The sequence below is a fragment of the Pelotomaculum terephthalicicum JT genome (assembly GCF_022410535.1).
Lineage (GTDB): Bacteria > Bacillota > Desulfotomaculia > Desulfotomaculales > Pelotomaculaceae > Pelotomaculum_D > Pelotomaculum_D terephthalicicum.
On sequence record NZ_JAKNBL010000013.1, the window covers coordinates 64,666 to 81,616 of the forward strand.

Genomic DNA, 16,951 nt, shown 5'->3' on the forward strand with positions numbered 1-16,951 from the left:
AAATAGCTGGAGGGCAAAATAAAAAAGACGGGAACATACGCGTTAAGCCGCATTGGATTCCCGCCGGGTATACCGCCATATCATTGTTCTTGAGCTGCCAGCGCCTTCCATTCCTCAATTGCCTGCTTGGCGTGCTCAACATCTGTTCCCTGCTTGGCCAGGGCGATAAACTTCTCCAGCTCCTGGATGCCCGCCGCGTAATCTTTTTTCCCTTGGCCAAGCACATAACCATAGATCAAGTGGGCTTCCCCGTTGTCCGGGTTATTCTTAATTATTTCGTTCAGCTGGCCTATAGCCAGGTCATATTGGCTGGTAAAATAATAAATATATGCCATTTCTAAACGGACCGTGATGTTATTGGGCTCAACGGCAAGCACCTGTTCATAGGTCTTAACAGCCTGGTCCGGCTTGCCGGCACGGATGTACGCCTCACCCAATTCCATCAGAACAGCTGTATCACGCGGGTTTTCTTTAGCCCTGGCCTCAAGGGCGGGCAGATCATCCAGGGCTGTCTGTCCGGTCTGCTCCGTGTCTGGCAGCCCGTTGCCAGCCGGCTGTTCTTGAAAAAGCCCCGCCAGCGGAAACACCAGTCCAACAGCAATTAAAACAGTGATCGTGATAAAAACAATTTTTTGAAATTTATTTTTCTTGATAGCTTTGTTAAGGTACAATTTTTCTCACCCCAAATTTTTAGAGATCAACTTGTATTATAACATCACATTAAATGTTGACAAGTATTTTCATGAATAATAAAAAGAGCCGCCCGGTAATATGCCCGTGCGGCCCCAATAGTTAGATCATGGTAAAAAATTGACCGGGTTGCGCTGCTGCCCGTCGATGATCACTTCAAAATGCAAGTGCGGTCCGGTGGAATAACCCGTCGATCCTACCTTCCCGATAAGCTCCCCCCGGTCAACCGACCGGCCGACGGCAACATTGATTGTGGAAAGGTGCGCGTATTTGGTTACCACGCCGCTGCCGTGGGATATTTCCACCGCTTTGCCGTAGCCGCCGTCCCAGCCGGCGGCTGTCACCGTACCGCCCGCAGCGGCGGCAACCGGGTCGCCGTAGTCCGCGCCAATATCGATCCCCTCATGCATCCTGCCGCCGCGCATGCCGAACGGCGAAACGATGCCGCCGCCGCAAGGCCAACTGACGCGCGCCGCGCCGCGGGAAGCGAGCATTATCTGAGATCCTTTAACAACTACCTCACTTGCTGGCTCGCGTATTATATTCTGCTCACAGATTTCCCTGCCTGTTTCCAATCCATTTTCTTTGGTAACCAGATAGGTTACTATTCTTTGACCGGGCACCCCTGGGCGGATAATCTTCTTTTCTCCCGGCAATAAACTGTCGTCCTTCTTTTCCTCAACCTGGTACGGCATTTCTTCCTCGACAGTTTCCTGCCGGGTCGCCACGACAGTGATCAGCGGCACCTCCATGCTGAGTTTCAGCACCTGTCCAATACTCAGACGCCAAGTATCCACACCCGGGTTGCTCGCCTGCAGCTGTTCAGGACGAATATCGAACGCCGCGGAAATATCCCACGCAGTGTCCCCTTCTTTAACCGTATACTGCTTAATCTCACTTGTCCCCAGTAAAACCACATCTCTGGCAACGTCAAACTCAAGCAGATCACTCGCCTTAACAGGTTTTTCCGTCAACTCAACTTTTTCCTTAAAGCCAACTTGTTCTCCCGGCTCAGCGGGATATACAGATTTAAGCCAGTCAAGCAGTTTCTGCGCGTCGTCCTTTTGCTTCAGGCACAGCTTATCCTCCCCGTTAATCACGATCACAGCGCCTTTTGCATTAAATGACAAGGTCTTGCTCAAAACATCTTTCAGAGCTTCGCAGTCTAATATTTCCTCTTCCTTTACCCGCACTCCGTTATATGAGACTTTTTCTCCAACCGTCAAGGCCGTGCCGGCCTGTTCGGATTTTAACTCAATCAACTCGCCCAGGGCTTTTTTCGCGTCATTCTCGTGAGCGACAACAGCTACCACTTTCCCATCGACAGTCACGGCGCAGGCGTTCCCTCCCAAAAAACCGTAAGCCGTTATCGCCAGGATAAAATACAACGCCACGCCCAACCCTAACTGGCAGGCGACTGACTGCTTGGAAAGCCACCGCTTCAAACCGTTCAGAGACTCCCCTAGCCCCGGAAGGCGCCGCAAGCCTTCATGAAATTGCGGCAACTGCTTCAACTCCTTTCCGCATGCTGAAATCAACCAGCCCTGATTTGGGAAAAACCACAAAGATTATAGCATATACTATTAATCCTGGTAAACTAATTAATAAAATAGAAAACGGCCCAATTACAGCCGCAGAATGAGAATTTTGAGAATATTCCACTTTGTTGGCTTAATTGACCGGGCTATTTACAATCAACCGGACATTTCCGCTTCCCGCGCCTTTAAAAAATGGCGCGCTCCAAGCGCTTTCGCGCCAATATGCAACCATGTTTGTACGGCTTAATAATGAACCTATGCACTCATTTAGAAAAAGAACCTCATCCCGGCGGGACAAGGTTCTTTTTATCTTTCATTCTCTTTTACGCAGACCTGATTGCCGACTGTGCAAGAAGTCTTGCAGGCTGACTGGCAGGAGGTCTGGCACTCGCCACAGCCGCGATCCTTAATAGTTGCCGGCAACCGGGTGCTGTTCAAGGTTTTAATGTGTTTCTTCAAATTTCCCACCCCCGCTAAAACATTATAAATGATTCGGAAAAAAGGCGCAATAAAAATGAAATAAATTTTAACAAACAAAAAATCGGAATTAATCGTAAAACTTTTCAGAATAATATGTAATATTCCTATTGATTTGTTTACCATCCCCTGTTATAATTAAATAAAGTTTCATAATATTCTAGTAATTTAATCAATTTAAAATACTGCTTGAAAACCCTCATTCCTCTCCTTTTCTATGGTACCCGGGCAGCCGGGTATTTTTTTTTGCGCATTTTTATTGATATTAAAGGATTACCCAGGTATTTTATCGAATAAAACTCTTGATAGGAGTTGGTGTATCAATGAACCGTCAAAAACTTTTAGGTGTTCTCGTGGCCGGCATCATCGCTTTAACCGGGTGCAGCCAGACGGCATCCAACGATCCTCCGGCGGAGGAAGAGGAGCAGCAGGAAGATGTCTACTATGATGACGAAGGCTACTATGATGACGACGGCCATTTTATTCATACCGGCAAAATACACTCCGGCGGCAAGTCAAAGATAACATCGTCCTCTTCAAAGGGGCTGGGCTCGTCAGCCAAAGGAAGTGTTTCTTCTTGAACAGCCGGGCAAACCAGCCGCTCTCTATAACGGATCAATTGCATTATGAAAAATGGAAAGCGGTCATGGACCACCCCGCATTGCATTTTTTTAACTGGGGCGTTATGCACAACTGTCAATACGCCACTATAGAGCCGCTTGCAATAAGCAAGGAACTGTTAACCGAGATAAAAACGGCGACAGAGGCCTGCGGCAAGATTTATCAAAAAGCTGTCGACTTCGCCTTGAACAGCGCTCAGATTCTCCGTTTATTGGGCATTCCTGAAACAGCGATAGAGTTCTGCCGCTTGGCATATGATCCGCATATGCCCGTCACGGTAATCGGCCGGTTTGATTTCGCAGTCAACGGAGCCGGCGAAAACGCGGAAATAAAATTACTGGAATTCAACTCCGACACCCCCACCGGAGTTGTCGAGGCAAGTGAACTGAATGCCTTAATCACCAAATTACGCCACGTGAAAAACCCGAATGAAATGTTTGCCGGCAATGTAAAAAAAGCTTTTCACCAATTCATCTCAAAGAAATATGAAAATATTATTTTTACTTCACTGGGCTGGCACCAGGAAGACAAAGGCACTGTTTTAGCCGAGTTGGCGTTTTCCGGCCTGCCGGCTAAATACGTTCCGCTAGATAGCATAAGGGTAACCGCCGACAGGGTTGCGGACGACCGGGGAAACCGGATCGACCTGCTTTACCGGCTTTACCCGGTTGAGTGGTTTGCCAGGGAGATTGACGGGATAAAATTGCTCGAACTGGCAGCCAAAAGCAAGCTTGATCTTTTGAATCCCCCCTCGGCATTTGTGGCCCAGTCAAAAGTCATGCTGGCAATTATCTGGGAACTATATAAAAATACGCACTTTTTTAATAAAGCCGAACAAGAAATTATCACCCGCTACTTTTTGCCGGTCTACCTGGACAACATTTATTTCAAAGGCCGGCCGCACGCGGTCAAACCGGCTTTTGGCCGCGAAGGCGGCGGTGTGTGCCTCTATGACGAACAAGGTGAAATAGAAGCTCTTGTGGAAAACCAAGAATACATAAACGACCTGGTTTACCAGGAAAGAGTCACCCTTCCGATCCACACAATCAGCACATGGTCGGGTGAATTCACCGGGCGATTGCTGGTGGGAAGTTTTCTTATCGGGGGAGAATTCAGCGGGGTGCTGCTGCGGGTGGGAGAAGCCATAACCGGCGATCTCGCTTATTTTCTTCCCGTAACAAGCACCTGAGACCATGTGTTCTAAGGAAGGAGGTGAAAGCAAAACATGTTTTCGCAACAGATCCAATCATCACTGATTTGCCTGCTTGTCGCTTCATTAATTATATTACTAACCATCCTGGTTTTTGTGGCAATCACCAGATACAATGACTGGGAAGAAATCCGCAAGGGCAACATAGCCGCCGCCCTGGCCCTGGGAGGCAAGATCTTTGGGGTGGGAAACATCATGCGCTTTGCCATAATGTCAAACAGCGCCGCCGGGGAAACCATCCTCTGGGGGACGATTGGCCTTGTCCTATTAATTCTGGTATACCTGCTTTTTGAATGGCTGACGCCACGCTTGAACGTCAACAAAGAAATTGGTTCGGGCAACACGGCGGTCGGCCTGCTGTCACTGGTGTTTTCCATTACATTCAGCTTTGTAATAGGAGCCAGCATTTCGTAGCCGGTTCGTTGTTCATCCCCTTACCGACTCCGGCAGACTGATTGCCCCCCTGCCATAGGCAAACCCTTTGTTGCTGGCACAGTCTGCCGCATAGCCGGCCGGCGGCACAATAAACCTAATCCCTGCCGCCGTAATCATCACCGTCCCGGTCATAATCATCCCATGAAAAATGACTGTGAGGCACGGCGTAACGCATATGATGCCAACGACGAAACCGTTTTCTAATAAATAAGAAAACCATGGCTACAATTCCAAAAATGAGCAGGAATAGAATCAACACGAACAAAAATCCCAGCTTTAATAACATCAAACCTGACCCCTTCTTTACAATAATCAAAATCATATGACCCGATTTCCCGACATAACATCTGCCAGCGCCATCACGCCCATGCGGCAACCGGGTTTTCGGCACATAATCACCGAACCCGGCTGTACAGTATTATTCTACACCGCCGGCCGGATTCCTCGTCTGCTTCGTTTCGCAGGACAAAAGTCCTGTCGATAGGACAATAGTCCTATTTAGGACAATCGTCCCATTTACAATGGCTGCCTCACAATTTATAATACACTCAGGAAAAAAGAAAATGGCAAATCAGTCGAAAGACCGGGGCGCCAAATTACGGATCTAAGGCTTTCAGCAAGATGGTTGGACTATCGTGAATATCTAAAGACAAACAACTACCTTATTTCACGGTAAGGTGTTTTTTTTTAAATCGCGGCTCATACGGACAGGCTTCGGGGAAAATCTTCACTGCGAGACGCGGAAATTTCCACGTCATCAAAATTGCATGGGTGGGATGTAGATTCATGAAAGAAAATGCCTCAAATCTCCTTATCGTTGATGACAATAAAGGAATTTGCGCTTTATTAAACGAGCTGTTCAGTGAAGAGGGCTACGTGGTGGAAACCGCTTCCAGCGGTGAAGAAGGGCTCCGGAAAGTCCGCGCGAAAAGGCCGGCGTTAATCCTGCTGGATATTAAAATGCCGGGCATGAACGGTATCGAAGCTCTCGAAGAAATCGGGAAGTTGGCCCCGGGGGTACCGGTAGTGCTGATGACGGCATATACGGAACTGGATACAGTGCTCAAGGAAAAAAAGAAAACCCCTCAGCAATACTATATCGCAAAACCTTTTGCCCTAGAAGACATAAGTCACCTGGTTAAAAAAATTTTATGCGGTTAATCCGGGCGACGGTGTCCCGCACCGGCCATGAACACCCGTGTGCCCGCCGAATGGCTGTTGCCGTGGCAATAACGGCTTTTTCACGCCCAAGTTTATAAATGCTTTTATCCTCTTCCGGTTAATTTTACACCTCTCCGTTAATACCCAACACGCCACAGATAAGCTTGCGTCAAGGTAAAAATAATCAGAAACCATAAAATAGTGCCGTAAAGGAACTCATTCTTTAAGAAATGTCTGCGAATAAGGTACTTCAACTTTTTACGACAGCGCACGCTAAAGAGACTATTACCTTCGACCATGCTTTCAGCAGCGCGCTGGCTGTATGTATACGCGGACATTTAAATACCCCCTCGAATATATGTTCTAAGGGTATTGTAGCAAACAAATGTTTGACAGTCAAGACACATTGCGTAAATCATTTACCATATCGATAATCTCGTCCAAATCGAAAGGCTTGCTGATTAACGCTTTATAACTCCCGCGCGGCGGCATATTATCCAGCTCCGGCAGACAGCCTGAAATGATCACAACCGGTATTTGCCTGAGATTGGGATCGGAATTTATTTTTTCTATCACAGCCCGTCCGCCTAAAACAGGCATGTTCAGATCGACAAAGATTATTTCAGGCACAGGTTTTTGTTTTAAACGCTCGAGTCCCAACAAACCGTTGGGCACTGAGATCACTTCATTGCCTTCTTCAGTTAACGCAATCTCAAGAACCAGAGTAATATTGGGCTCATCTTCCATTATCATCACCAATGCCATACCAATCCCTCCAAGATTTATTAAATAATACCTGTTTTATTAATATTACCACACAGCTTTTCAGAAATTTGTCGGAACCTGTTGCCGCTGTTTATATTTATTATTTTTTTTAATCTAAGCTTCAAGGCAGGATATAAGAAAAACATGTCGAAAACAATGTTGTTTTGGCGTCTTGGAGGTATTAAATTATGCATAGATATAAAGAAATGACCATGGAAATATTTCAGTCTGTCACCCAGGCGATCGGCATTCACGCGATGCTCCTGGTTTTGGAACATGCCCGGTGGAAAACCAGGCAGCAATATGAGGAAGCCGCCTTGATAGAATTTTCAGAAGAAGGTATTTCTTTAGTACGGCTTGAGCAGCTGAGTCCCGAAAAAACCGAGGAGATTGCCCACTTCTTTTTAATGTCCATTGTCGCCACACTTGGACGCCTGGTTGGTATTCAGATCGCCAGCCAGTTGACAGAACAGCTCAAGGTATATGCTGGTGAGTCTTAAGTGCCGGAAAGAGTTTCGACAGGAATAAGCATTTTGGACAAAAACGAGGAGGACAATTATTGCATGGGCAGTTTAGCCAGGGTCAAAAAATATTGGGAATCAAAACGCTGGACCAGCTTTCTGGAAAGCACGGCGGCGGGACTGCAGTTAAACCTCACCTTAATTATTCAATATGGAAATGATTTTTCCCGATCATTCCATCACCCGCCATACTGCCCGGCCTGCCGGACTCCAATCGCCGACATCAATTTGCCGGATATCATTATCTCAATTAAGTCACAAAATGAAATTGTTGAATTAGATATAAATGGTGCAAAACTCGTCGTCGCGCCACTCGGCGGAGATCCCTGTCACGGCAATCTCTACGTGGTCGCCGGGGAATTAACATGCTGCAAAAAGGCGGCGCATCCTACCTTGCTGGAACGGGCCGTGCTGGCTCAAAAACTTTTAACGAGTTTCCGGCACGCGTTAAATGAAGGATTTGAGGGCGGCAGACTGTCCCTGCAGCTTTCCGCCCTGCGCCAGGTAAAAAACATCGTCCTGTCGCTTTTCAACGGCGAGGAGAACATATTGGCGCAAGTATTCGACCTCATCCTGAGCGCCTTGATCATCCTGTCGGACGCCCAGGGCAGTTGGATAGAATACGGCACCGCGGAAGTTTCCGGCGGCCTGCTCATTAAAGGGGATGAACAAAGGGTCAAAAACCACATCGCCAGTCATGCCGGCCACGCGGACACAGCAGAAATAAGCAATGGCGAAAACCGGGTCCGGCTGGGTGTTTTCGCCCCGGCCGACGGCAAACAAACGCAAGACTTGCTAAATTTGATGGCCCAGGAATGCACTTTGGTTTTAGAGATAGACCACCTTTTCAAATTGTTGCACAAGCAGCTGCCAATGATTCTTGGCGCTGTTGGAAGCGCCGTCGTGCTGGTCAGCAAAGACGGCATTATCACCTATGTCAACCACGCCGCGGAACTTCTCCTGGAAGGAAAAGCGCCAAACTTAATCGGGGAGCCGGCTGACGCCGCGCCGGGGCCTTGGTCCGCCTGTATTCAAGAGAAGACAAGCCGCCGTGTGAGCGGACACATGGACAATTTAATCCAAAAACAGGAATTGCGGTGGGTGAACTGGCAGGTCAGCCCCCTCCTTGATGATGAGCAGATTGCCGGGTGGCTCGTTTTAGTCGATGACAGAACTGATCATCACAACTGGCAGGAGGCCGCGCGGAGAGCGGAACGGCTGGCCGTAACAGCCGCCCTGGCGGGATCCCTGGCCCACGAACTGAGGAATCCCCTGGGCGCGGCTAAAGGAATGCTCCAATTAATCGGCAGAAAAGAAAAACCGGAACAGGTAAAAGGATACGCCGACCTTATCCTGCGGGAAATTGACCGGGTTACTAACCTCTTAAACGAGTTTCTGCTTCTCGGGAGACCCGCCGAGATGACAACCGAGCCCTTGGACCTGGCGGCTTTCCTGCAGGAAATAACGCCTTTGCTAAAGAGTGAGGCAAACAATTACGAGGCAGATATTTTTATTAAAACAGAAGAAATCCCCATGATCAACGCGGACCCCGGCCAGTTTACCCAGGCGGTGCTGAACTTAGTCCGCAACGCCTTAGACGCGGCGGGGCGGCGGGGTCGTGTTTTGTTAAACTTATCCAAATCCGGAAACAATGTAATATTAACAATTAAGGATAACGGGCCGGGCTTGTCCGCCAAGGTCTCAGGAAATTTATTCAAGCCGTTTTTTACCACCAAAGAGCGCGGCACGGGACTGGGGCTGCCCGTGGCTCAGGCGATTGTGCACAATCACGGAGGCAATATAACTATTGAAAACGCTCCCGGCGGCGGGGCGATTTGCCAGGTGACGCTTCCGTTTTACGCCAGGCAAGATGGAAAAACAACCGATATTGATGTGCTGGTTACCGTGGCGGACAACCTTTTACGCTATCCGTCCGAACAGGCGCTCCGTACCGCCGGCTTCAGCGTTATTTCAGCCGCTGATTTGAGTGAAGCGCTGCTGTTGAAAGAGCGCTACTGTCCGGCAGTCTTAATAGCGGATAAAATTATTTCCGAACCCCAAAATATTGAGATAATCAGCCGGACATGGCCTCAGGCGAAAACTTTCGCCATTGCTGAAGATGAACATTTCCATGAACATTTTATAGAAGCGAATGTCTTCCAGATTGTAACAAAACCATTGGACTATGTGCGCTTGATCGGACAAGTACGCAAAGCGCTTAATGAAATATAAGCCGTCCATTGCGTTATAGCCCGAATATGTTGCCATGACAGGCATCCTGCAGCAGAATTCAGGCATTATCAACCCCGCAAGCTGCTTGACCTCTATGATAATAATAAGCTATAATTTGATTATAGCAATAATTGTAAATATTATAAACCGTTCTGTTAACGCCGAATCTTCTCCAAGGAGAAGAACGGGGAAACCAATTTTTAGGGGTGAATCCGGCCATGGCCGGTAGGGCTGCCCTTAGCCCAAACCCGTCAGCTAACCTCGCAGGCGTACAGGGAAGAATGGACAGCATTTTATTGGCTGGGCATTCCCGGCCAATTTTATTTTTATTAACTTCCTAATTATTCTTCCTAAAATACGTTTTTCCAACAGAACCGGTTACTATTGAAGAAGAAAACTAGGAGGTGCGGCATTGAAGACCAATATTTTGCCTATAAGAACCCAAAACAACGCGGACTGGTCAGACTGGCGCTGGCAAATGCAGCAACGGATTCACTCAGTAAAGGAGCTCGTAAAATGTTTTGACCTGAACCATGACGAAGAACTGAATATCCAAGAGGCATGCGAAGTATTTCCCATGTCTATTACTCCGTATTACGCTTCATTAATCAATAAAGAAGATCCCAGATGTCCCATCCGCCTGCAGTGCATGCCAAATCTGCAGGAGCTAGTTAATGGATGCGGCGACATGGACGACCCCCTATATGAAGACGCCGACTCTCCCGTGCCGGGATTGACCCACCGCTACCCGGACCGGGTGCTTCTTTTGATTACTAATGAGTGTGCCATGTACTGCCGGCACTGCACCCGCAAGCGCAAAGTTGGTGATCAAAACAGACGGGTCAGCGAGGTTGACATTGACCGGGGCATTGAGTACATCAAATCCCGCCCTGAAATACGCGATGTCCTGCTGTCGGGAGGAGATCCCTTTGTTCTGTCCTGCGCCCATCTAGAGAAAATCATCGCCAAAGTCAGGGCAATCCCCCATGTGCAGGTAATTCGCATCGGCACCCGCACTCCGGTGGTGCTGCCGCAACGGATCACCAACGAGCTTGTGAAGATGCTCAAGAAATATCACCCCATTTGGATAAACACTCATTTCAACCATCCCCGCGAATTTACGCCGGAATCCACCCAGGCCCTGGCGAAACTGGCTGACGCCGGTATTCCCCTGGGAAATCAGACAGTCCTTTTAAAAGGAATCAACGACTGTTCAGAGGTAATGAAAAAGCTGTCGCATCTTCTCGTGCAAAACCGTGTGCGCCCGTACTATCTCTACCAGTGCGATCTATCCCGGGGCATTGAGCACTTCCGCACCCCCATAGCCAAGGGGATAGAAATCATGGAGGCGCTGATCGGGCACACTTCCGGTTTCGCCGTGCCTACTTACGTGGTCGACGCGCCGGGAGGCGGGGGCAAGATTCCGGTTTTGCCGAATTATCAGCTGTCTATGACAGGAACGAAAACAATCCTGCGCAACTATGAAGGAGTGATCTGTGTCTATGAAGAACCGGCATACTCCGGCTCAACCTGTTCCAAAGCTTGTTCTCTGTGCAAGGACGGCAATGTCAAGCATAAACCGGTCGGCCTGCAAAAGCTGGTAGACCCGAACAACCGGACTATCAGTCTGATACCGGAAGGAAACATTCGCAGGGCACGCTTTTTCGGACTTAAGGGTGATCCTCATGGCAGATAGCCTAAAAGCGCATGAACAGGTGCAGCCGGATCAATGGGAGATAATAGAAGGTCACTATTTTAAATGCCATATTTTAATTTCACCGTACAACCGGAGAATTACCGTCTATAACTTTAGTCTGGCTCTGGACGAAGGAGCTTCCGCAATGGTGCAAACCCTTTCAGAAAAGGCTGCCGCGCAGGGTTTTGATAAAGTGTGGCTTAAAACCGGACTTAAATGGGCACATTCTTTTTTAGGCGCGGGAGTCAAACTGGAAGCAGCTATCCCCGGTTATTTCGCCGGGGAAAAGCCGGCCTTGCTCTTCTCCGGTTTTCTGAGCGAGCAAAGGAAAATTCCGTCAAACAGCAAAAACTTGGACCAAATCAAAAAATTGGTTCTCGCCCGCAAGGACGGCGGCGGCCAGCGCCCGCTCCCGGCCGGAATTACGCTGAGATGGGGACAGACCGGACACTGCGGGGCGCTGGCAAATTTATATAGCAGGGTTTTCGCCACCTATCCTTTTCCGATCTTTGATTCCGGCTACTTGAAGCGCACCATGCGCCACAATGTTTGCTATATAACGGCCTGGCACGGCCGGGAACTGGTGGCCGCGGCTGCGGCAGAGATGAATCCTGCAGAAAAAAACGCTGAGGTGACAGACTTTGCAACCGCACCCGGGTGGAGAGGACATGGTCTGGCGGGCTGTCTTTTAAACCAATTGGAATCCCGATTATTGAGTGACGGCATCCGGTGTCTTTATACTATCGCCCGCAGCAGTTCCACCGGCATGAACAGGGTGTTCGCCAATGCCGGCTATGAATATTGCGGGGTGCTGATTAAAAATTGCAATATAAGCGGAAGTTTCGAAGACATGAACGTCTGGGCAAAAATAATTGACGGCTAACTGCTTCCCATACCGGAAAAGATAGTAAAGCGAGGCAAACTTGTTATGCAACAATATTGGGAGATAATCGCAAACTTTTTTAATGGGTGGCTTACGCCTGAAAAAATCACCTACTTTTCCACTAATTTGCTCCTCTCCGTGGCGGTCCTGTTCGCCACTTATCTGTTCATAAAGCTTTTTTCTTATTTATTGGACAGAACCTTAAAAGAAGGCGGCAAGGAAAAACAAATTTTCTCCGACAACTTTATCCGCTCTTCGCGAACTTTTCTGAAAGCGCTGCTCCTGTACGGAGGTTATTTTATCGCCGCAATCATCATATTGGAAATATTCAACGTCATGGTGATTTCACCTGGAGATTTAAAATCTTTAGGCGCTAATGTTTTGAAAATCATCAGTGTGCTGGTGGGAGCAAGGATTGTCATAAATTTCGGGAAACTGGCCATTCAACAGTTTTTCGAACGTCATGAGCTAAAGGAAAATATTATGGAAAACCGCCGTGCGCAAACCCTGGAAATATTGCTGCAAAGCGTGTTGACCTACCTCATTTTTTTCCTGGCCGGCTTAACCATCCTGCAAATTTTCAATATCAACACCAGCGCCATTCTGGCCAGCGCGGGCATTCTGGGGCTGGCCGTGGGCTTCGGCGCCCAGAACCTGGTCAAGGACATCATCAGCGGATTTTTCATTTTATTAGAAGATCAGTTCGGCGTGGGGGATTTTGTGGAAACCGCCGGCGTAGTCGGCACGGTCGAGGAAATCGGCCTGCGCACCTGCAAGATACGGCGGTGGACAGGCCAGCTGCATATTATCCCAAACGGGGAAATAACCAAGGTAACCAATTACAACAAGGGACCAATCCTGGCATTGGTGACGGTAGGGATTGCTTACGAAGAAGACATAGATCGGGCAATGGAAATCTTACAAAATGAATGTGTCAAAGCCCGCCGGGAGATTGAAGCTATCGTTGATTTACCCCAGGTGCAGGGAGTAACAGATTTGACCGACAGCTCAGTCAACATTCGCGCCGTCGCCCCATCCATCCCCGGAGAGCAATGGACTGTGGAGAGGGAACTGCGCAGGCGGTTTAAATACGCCTTGGAGCAAGCAGGCATCGAGATACCCTATCCAAGAAGGGTGCTTTACATACATGAAGAAACCTGATGATATGAGTTATTCAAGAGTGATCGCACAACCAGCTTACCCATATTTCCACCAGGCAATGAGGCGACCTATGCCAAAGCAGTGATCTTGACGCCGATATCAATGGGCTTGGCATTGTAAAGGCTTGTTGTGACCAGCGCATCAACACCTGTTTGGGCATATTCCGCCACGTTTTTTTCTGTGATCCCACCCGCCGCCAATAGGACCAGATGGGGATTGATGGCCTTTAGCTGCGGTACGGCAGCGCCCAACACGTCAGCAGACAGCTTGTCGAACTGCAAGCCGTCCACGCCCGCCCGGCAAAGCTTGATGCTTTCCTCCACAGACCGGGCTTCGACGATCAGCTTCTTTTCACAGACATGCTGCTTGATATCAGGTACCGACGCGATAAAGCCGTCCAGGCCCCCCATAAAATGCATATGCTGCTGGAACACCAGAACAGTTTCAGACAACCCCAAACGGTGGGGGAAGGCGCCGCCGACCATTACCGCTTTGATGGACAAAGCCTTTGTGCCCGGGAAGCCTTTCCTTGTCGTAACGATGGTGATGCGGGGATTGACCGCTCGGGCCAGCTTGGTCATTTGTCTGGTTTTGGTGGCGATAGCGGAGCAATGGTCAAAAATATTCTGGCAGACCTTCCAGGCCATATGCAGGTCTGCCGCCCGGCCACGGGCCCGCAAAAAAACTTCGTCGGCCTTGATCTCGCTGCCGGAAGGCAACGACAGGTCTACCTCGATATGCAGACGCTCCATGATGCGCAGCGCCTCCTCGGTTCCGCAGAGCACCGCGCTCTCCCGCGTGAAGTAAACGATTTCGCCCGTGCGTTCGCCGATTCCCAGCACCCAGGTGGTCAAGTCGATGTAGGGCACATCTTCCGCCAGCAGTCTGTCAATGACCTCGTCAGGTATATACATCATTTCCCATCATCCTTTACTGATTGGTCTGCCGTACAACAAATTCCTTGTCAGGTATGGTCTCGATAATCTCTTTTGGATAATTTTAAGATATCCGCGACCTCCTGAGCCTATAAATCGTTTTTTTATGCTTTTCCTAAAAATAATGCGTTTTGTTCAGTTTTAATGCTTTTTGTATTGATTGTATTTTCTTAGGATATTACTGTCAATGCGTTTTGTTTAGGAACAAAAATTTTATATTGACAACTATTTGGATATTTTTGCAAAATTGATATGTACAAAAAAACATAAAATAAATTTTTATATTAAGTTATTTGGTGATAAATATGATGGAAACAAGATGTAAAGATTTTAATGAATGCATCAACAGAAAATTTCATTTTGAAAGAAAATTTTAGATAAATTCTATATACCACTCCTTGTTTCATGGCTTTATATATTATATAATACATATTTCGCCGTAGCAATAAAACAAGGTGATGACTACAGTCATTTTCCAACTGACAAGCTTAAAAGTAATATTGATCCAAACTTTATTTTGCAGAATATGTATTTACATTTGGCCAATCTAGTTTTGTCGGTTATACATTTATGCAAAAAAGGTCAGGATTATTTGAACGATACTATACTCTTAGATGAATGTGCATTTAATATGCTGAAATATAGGAAAAGTATTCTTTAGCGCTCTTGACTCCTAAAAAATATCATTATAAAACAAAGGTTTTCTGCACTATAAAATTATCATAAAATCCAGTTATATAAAAACAGAATTTGACACAATCAATATAAAAATCAACTTCAATAAAGGATACTTTCATGGTATCCTTTTTATTTTTGGGGTAGACTAAAGCTATAGCCGTTATCGGCAGGAGCAAAATTATGTGCTTTTTTCATTACGCTGGAGTCCCCCGCGTATCTGGTCGTTAATAGCGATGTCTATAAACTCTATGAGTTTCTCCGGCGTCTGTTTTATTTCTCCAAGAAGCCAACTCTCCATCAGGGCAGCCAAAGCTATAGAATAGTAGTGAATCAAAAACTCAGCATAGTCTTTGGGGACATTGGGTACCCCCTCCGTAATCGAAAGGAATGTTCTTTCGATAGCCGCGTGAATATCGTCATAAAAAAATCTTTTCAGATGTTGGTGACCCAAAGAATTGAGCGTGCAAAGGCAAACTGCTTTGTTTTCCTCAATATAGCGAAAAAGCTGAAGTATTCCATCCTGCCATAAGAGGACGCCTTCATGCTCTACAACAAGCTTTACGGCTTCCTCTTGGTACATCCACTTGACCATATCATATATATCTTCAAAATGATAATAAAAGGTTTGCCGGTTAAAGCCGCTGTCCTCCGTGATCTCTCTAACAGATATTTTTGCCAGCGGCTTTTTCGCCATGAACTTTTTGAGCGACTGAACCATCAGCCGTTTTGTCACATCGCTGCTCATGGAGTTTGGCATAGCATTACCCCCTTTAAAATATTCACATTTAATAAGGAAAAACAAACATCAAAACCAGCTAGACAATCAGGGCCTATTTGTCTGGAAGCTTGACAAGTAGGCCCTGATTGTCTATAGATGTACGCTCACTTCGGAATTAAGATATAAATCAAGATCAAATGGCAAAGTTATCTCGGGGCAGCAATTCTGACTATGTTTTTTACATGGATCGTCAATCAATGCATGAAACCGAGAATCAAAAGTATTGATATGCTGGAATCTCTAAAATCAGTGGATTGAAACGACTCAACGCGAAAGAATATAAGGTTATCCCACAATGCGATTGCCGGATTTTAACGCTCATTCATCAGCGAAATATTATACCTGTTATAGGCCGGAAACAAAAACATGCCTTGAGCGGCCTGATTAAATGTGCTAAGTGCGACCTATTCTCTTACGTTGATAACTTTCTCATATCTTTTGACGCGGAGGACAACGAAAAGGCCGAGGCGCTTCAGGCATCACTATCTGAAAAAGAAGCCACGTTGCAGAAGCACAAAAGGCTTTGGAGCTGGTTAATGACGCATATGAGTTTGGTGAATATACCCGTAAAGAATAGTTAACACGCAAAGACAAGTGGTAAAAAATCTATTGAGCAACTAAAAACTATGTCTTGCATAAATGGTCATCTCCTTATATGGTAAGTTTAACCATCTACACAAAATTAATTACGTTCTCATATATTTTTAGTTTTTATCTTTATCTGGTCAATAACTCATAACTCCTGACAGTGTACTTGCTGTACTTGCTTTTCACATTGTGAAAGCTCCTGTCTTTATCCAATGCTTTTATCTTACATATTTTGGGGTATTTTTCTGCTAAAACTAGGCTTTATTCGCGTTCTGTTTCCCGCTCTTTTGTCTGCTATGGGGACTGACGCAAAATACTGTCAATATTCGCCTTGATAACGTCGTATTGCTTCACCTGCTTTGACAATATTGCATCTACATTAGCTAATCAGCAAAGAAACTTTTTGATAGGCTCTCGGCATTAGATGGGAGGAATCATTAAATCTGGAATAAAGTAACTGGAAATTCTGGCATGCCAGGCTAAAAAGACTGTCCTTTTCACGACATTCCTAAAAATGGGCATGGCAAAGAAGCCTAACGGCCTCTATTAAAAATAGCCTTAAGCAGCCGTTTGGAAAATAAG

Annotated in this window: 18 protein-coding genes and 2 riboswitches; of the genes, 10 read left to right on the top strand and 8 right to left on the bottom strand. The window is 46.9% G+C overall.

Features of this window, described 5'->3' with window-relative positions:
- Window positions 1–80: 80 nt before the first annotated feature.
- From L9W92_RS09775 to scfA, 3 genes are all read right to left on the bottom strand, one after another.
- The gene (locus L9W92_RS09775; protein ID WP_240083572.1) at window positions 81–671 is read right to left on the bottom strand and encodes a tetratricopeptide repeat protein; all 591 of its coding nucleotides are present in this window, start codon (window positions 669–671) and stop codon (window positions 81–83) included.
- 126 nt (window positions 672–797) lie between these two features.
- The gene (locus L9W92_RS09780) at window positions 798–2,195 is read right to left on the bottom strand and encodes a peptidoglycan DD-metalloendopeptidase family protein (protein ID WP_240083573.1); all 1,398 of its coding nucleotides are present in this window, start codon (window positions 2,193–2,195) and stop codon (window positions 798–800) included.
- Window positions 2,196–2,534: 339 nt separating this feature from the next.
- Window positions 2,535–2,687 carry a six-cysteine ranthipeptide SCIFF gene (gene scfA, locus L9W92_RS09785; RefSeq protein ID WP_240083574.1) on the bottom strand — a complete coding sequence of 51 codons (153 nt, stop codon included), beginning with the start codon at window positions 2,685–2,687 and terminating at the stop codon, window positions 2,535–2,537.
- Between the two features lie 341 nt (window positions 2,688–3,028).
- Here scfA and L9W92_RS09790 point away from each other — a divergent pair, with 341 nt between their 5' ends.
- The 3 genes from L9W92_RS09790 to L9W92_RS09800 are packed head-to-tail and all read left to right on the top strand — an operon-like array spanning window position 3,029 to window position 4,950.
- Complete coding sequence (locus L9W92_RS09790) at window positions 3,029–3,286, top strand: hypothetical protein (protein WP_240083575.1); 258 nt, start codon at window positions 3,029–3,031, stop codon at window positions 3,284–3,286.
- Window positions 3,283–4,515, top strand: coding sequence for a glutathionylspermidine synthase family protein (locus tag L9W92_RS09795; protein ID WP_240083576.1), 1,233 nt, complete (start codon window positions 3,283–3,285; stop codon window positions 4,513–4,515). The genes L9W92_RS09790 and L9W92_RS09795 overlap by 4 nt, the downstream gene beginning before the upstream one ends.
- Window positions 4,516–4,551: 36 nt before the next feature.
- Window positions 4,552–4,950 (top strand): DUF350 domain-containing protein, encoded by a 399-nt coding sequence (locus L9W92_RS09800; RefSeq protein WP_240083577.1) that lies wholly within the window; start codon window positions 4,552–4,554, stop codon window positions 4,948–4,950.
- Between the two features lie 115 nt (window positions 4,951–5,065).
- Here L9W92_RS09800 and L9W92_RS09805 read toward each other — a convergent pair whose 3' ends face one another.
- Window positions 5,066–5,293, bottom strand: coding sequence for a hypothetical protein (locus L9W92_RS09805; RefSeq protein WP_240083578.1), 228 nt, complete (start codon window positions 5,291–5,293; stop codon window positions 5,066–5,068).
- A 233-nt stretch (window positions 5,294–5,526) separates the two neighbouring features.
- Window positions 5,527–5,609, top strand: a riboswitch (cyclic di-GMP riboswitch).
- A 148-nt stretch (window positions 5,610–5,757) separates the two neighbouring features.
- On the opposite strand from L9W92_RS09805, the gene L9W92_RS09810 reads away from it, so the two are divergent.
- Window positions 5,758–6,132, top strand: coding sequence for a response regulator (locus L9W92_RS09810; RefSeq protein WP_240083579.1), 375 nt, complete (start codon window positions 5,758–5,760; stop codon window positions 6,130–6,132).
- A gap of 137 nt (window positions 6,133–6,269) precedes the next feature.
- Here L9W92_RS09810 and L9W92_RS09815 read toward each other — a convergent pair whose 3' ends face one another.
- Together L9W92_RS09815 and L9W92_RS09820 are read right to left on the bottom strand one after the other, a co-directional pair.
- Window positions 6,270–6,470, bottom strand: coding sequence for a hypothetical protein (locus tag L9W92_RS09815; protein ID WP_240083580.1), 201 nt, complete (start codon window positions 6,468–6,470; stop codon window positions 6,270–6,272).
- Between the two features lie 58 nt (window positions 6,471–6,528).
- Entirely contained in the window at window positions 6,529–6,897 is a 369-nt protein-coding gene (locus L9W92_RS09820) for a response regulator (RefSeq protein ID WP_240083581.1), read from the bottom strand.
- A gap of 188 nt (window positions 6,898–7,085) precedes the next feature.
- Between L9W92_RS09820 and L9W92_RS09825 the strand changes: the two genes are divergently transcribed.
- From L9W92_RS09825 to L9W92_RS09845, 5 genes are all read left to right on the top strand, one after another.
- Window positions 7,086–7,397 (top strand): hypothetical protein, encoded by a 312-nt coding sequence (locus tag L9W92_RS09825; RefSeq protein ID WP_240083582.1) that lies wholly within the window; start codon window positions 7,086–7,088, stop codon window positions 7,395–7,397.
- 33 nt (window positions 7,398–7,430) lie between these two features.
- Entirely contained in the window at window positions 7,431–9,650 is a 2,220-nt protein-coding gene (locus L9W92_RS09830) for an ATP-binding protein (RefSeq protein ID WP_240083583.1), read from the top strand.
- A gap of 149 nt (window positions 9,651–9,799) precedes the next feature.
- A riboswitch (cyclic di-AMP (ydaO/yuaA leader) is annotated at window positions 9,800–9,935 on the top strand.
- A gap of 127 nt (window positions 9,936–10,062) precedes the next feature.
- On the top strand, window positions 10,063–11,346 hold the full coding sequence (gene kamA, locus L9W92_RS09835; protein ID WP_240083584.1) for a lysine 2,3-aminomutase: 1,284 nt from the start codon (window positions 10,063–10,065) through the stop codon (window positions 11,344–11,346).
- Window positions 11,336–12,229, top strand: a complete 894-nt coding sequence (ablB, locus tag L9W92_RS09840) for a putative beta-lysine N-acetyltransferase (protein ID WP_240083585.1) — start codon at window positions 11,336–11,338, stop codon at window positions 12,227–12,229. The genes kamA and ablB overlap by 11 nt, the downstream gene beginning before the upstream one ends.
- 45 nt (window positions 12,230–12,274) lie before the next feature.
- Complete coding sequence (locus tag L9W92_RS09845) at window positions 12,275–13,390, top strand: mechanosensitive ion channel family protein (protein ID WP_240083586.1); 1,116 nt, start codon at window positions 12,275–12,277, stop codon at window positions 13,388–13,390.
- Between the two features lie 68 nt (window positions 13,391–13,458).
- Here L9W92_RS09845 and modD read toward each other — a convergent pair whose 3' ends face one another.
- Both modD and L9W92_RS09855 read right to left on the bottom strand, forming a co-directional pair.
- Window positions 13,459–14,307 (bottom strand): ModD protein, encoded by an 849-nt coding sequence (modD, locus tag L9W92_RS09850; protein WP_240083587.1) that lies wholly within the window; start codon window positions 14,305–14,307, stop codon window positions 13,459–13,461.
- An 874-nt stretch (window positions 14,308–15,181) separates the two neighbouring features.
- A complete protein-coding gene (locus tag L9W92_RS09855) occupies window positions 15,182–15,760 on the bottom strand; it encodes a TetR/AcrR family transcriptional regulator (RefSeq protein ID WP_240083588.1) in 579 nt (192 codons plus the stop codon).
- 275 nt (window positions 15,761–16,035) lie between these two features.
- On the opposite strand from L9W92_RS09855, the gene L9W92_RS09860 reads away from it, so the two are divergent.
- Window positions 16,036–16,362, top strand: a complete 327-nt coding sequence (locus L9W92_RS09860; RefSeq protein ID WP_240083589.1) for a hypothetical protein — start codon at window positions 16,036–16,038, stop codon at window positions 16,360–16,362.
- The last annotated feature ends 589 nt before the right edge of the window (window positions 16,363–16,951 follow it).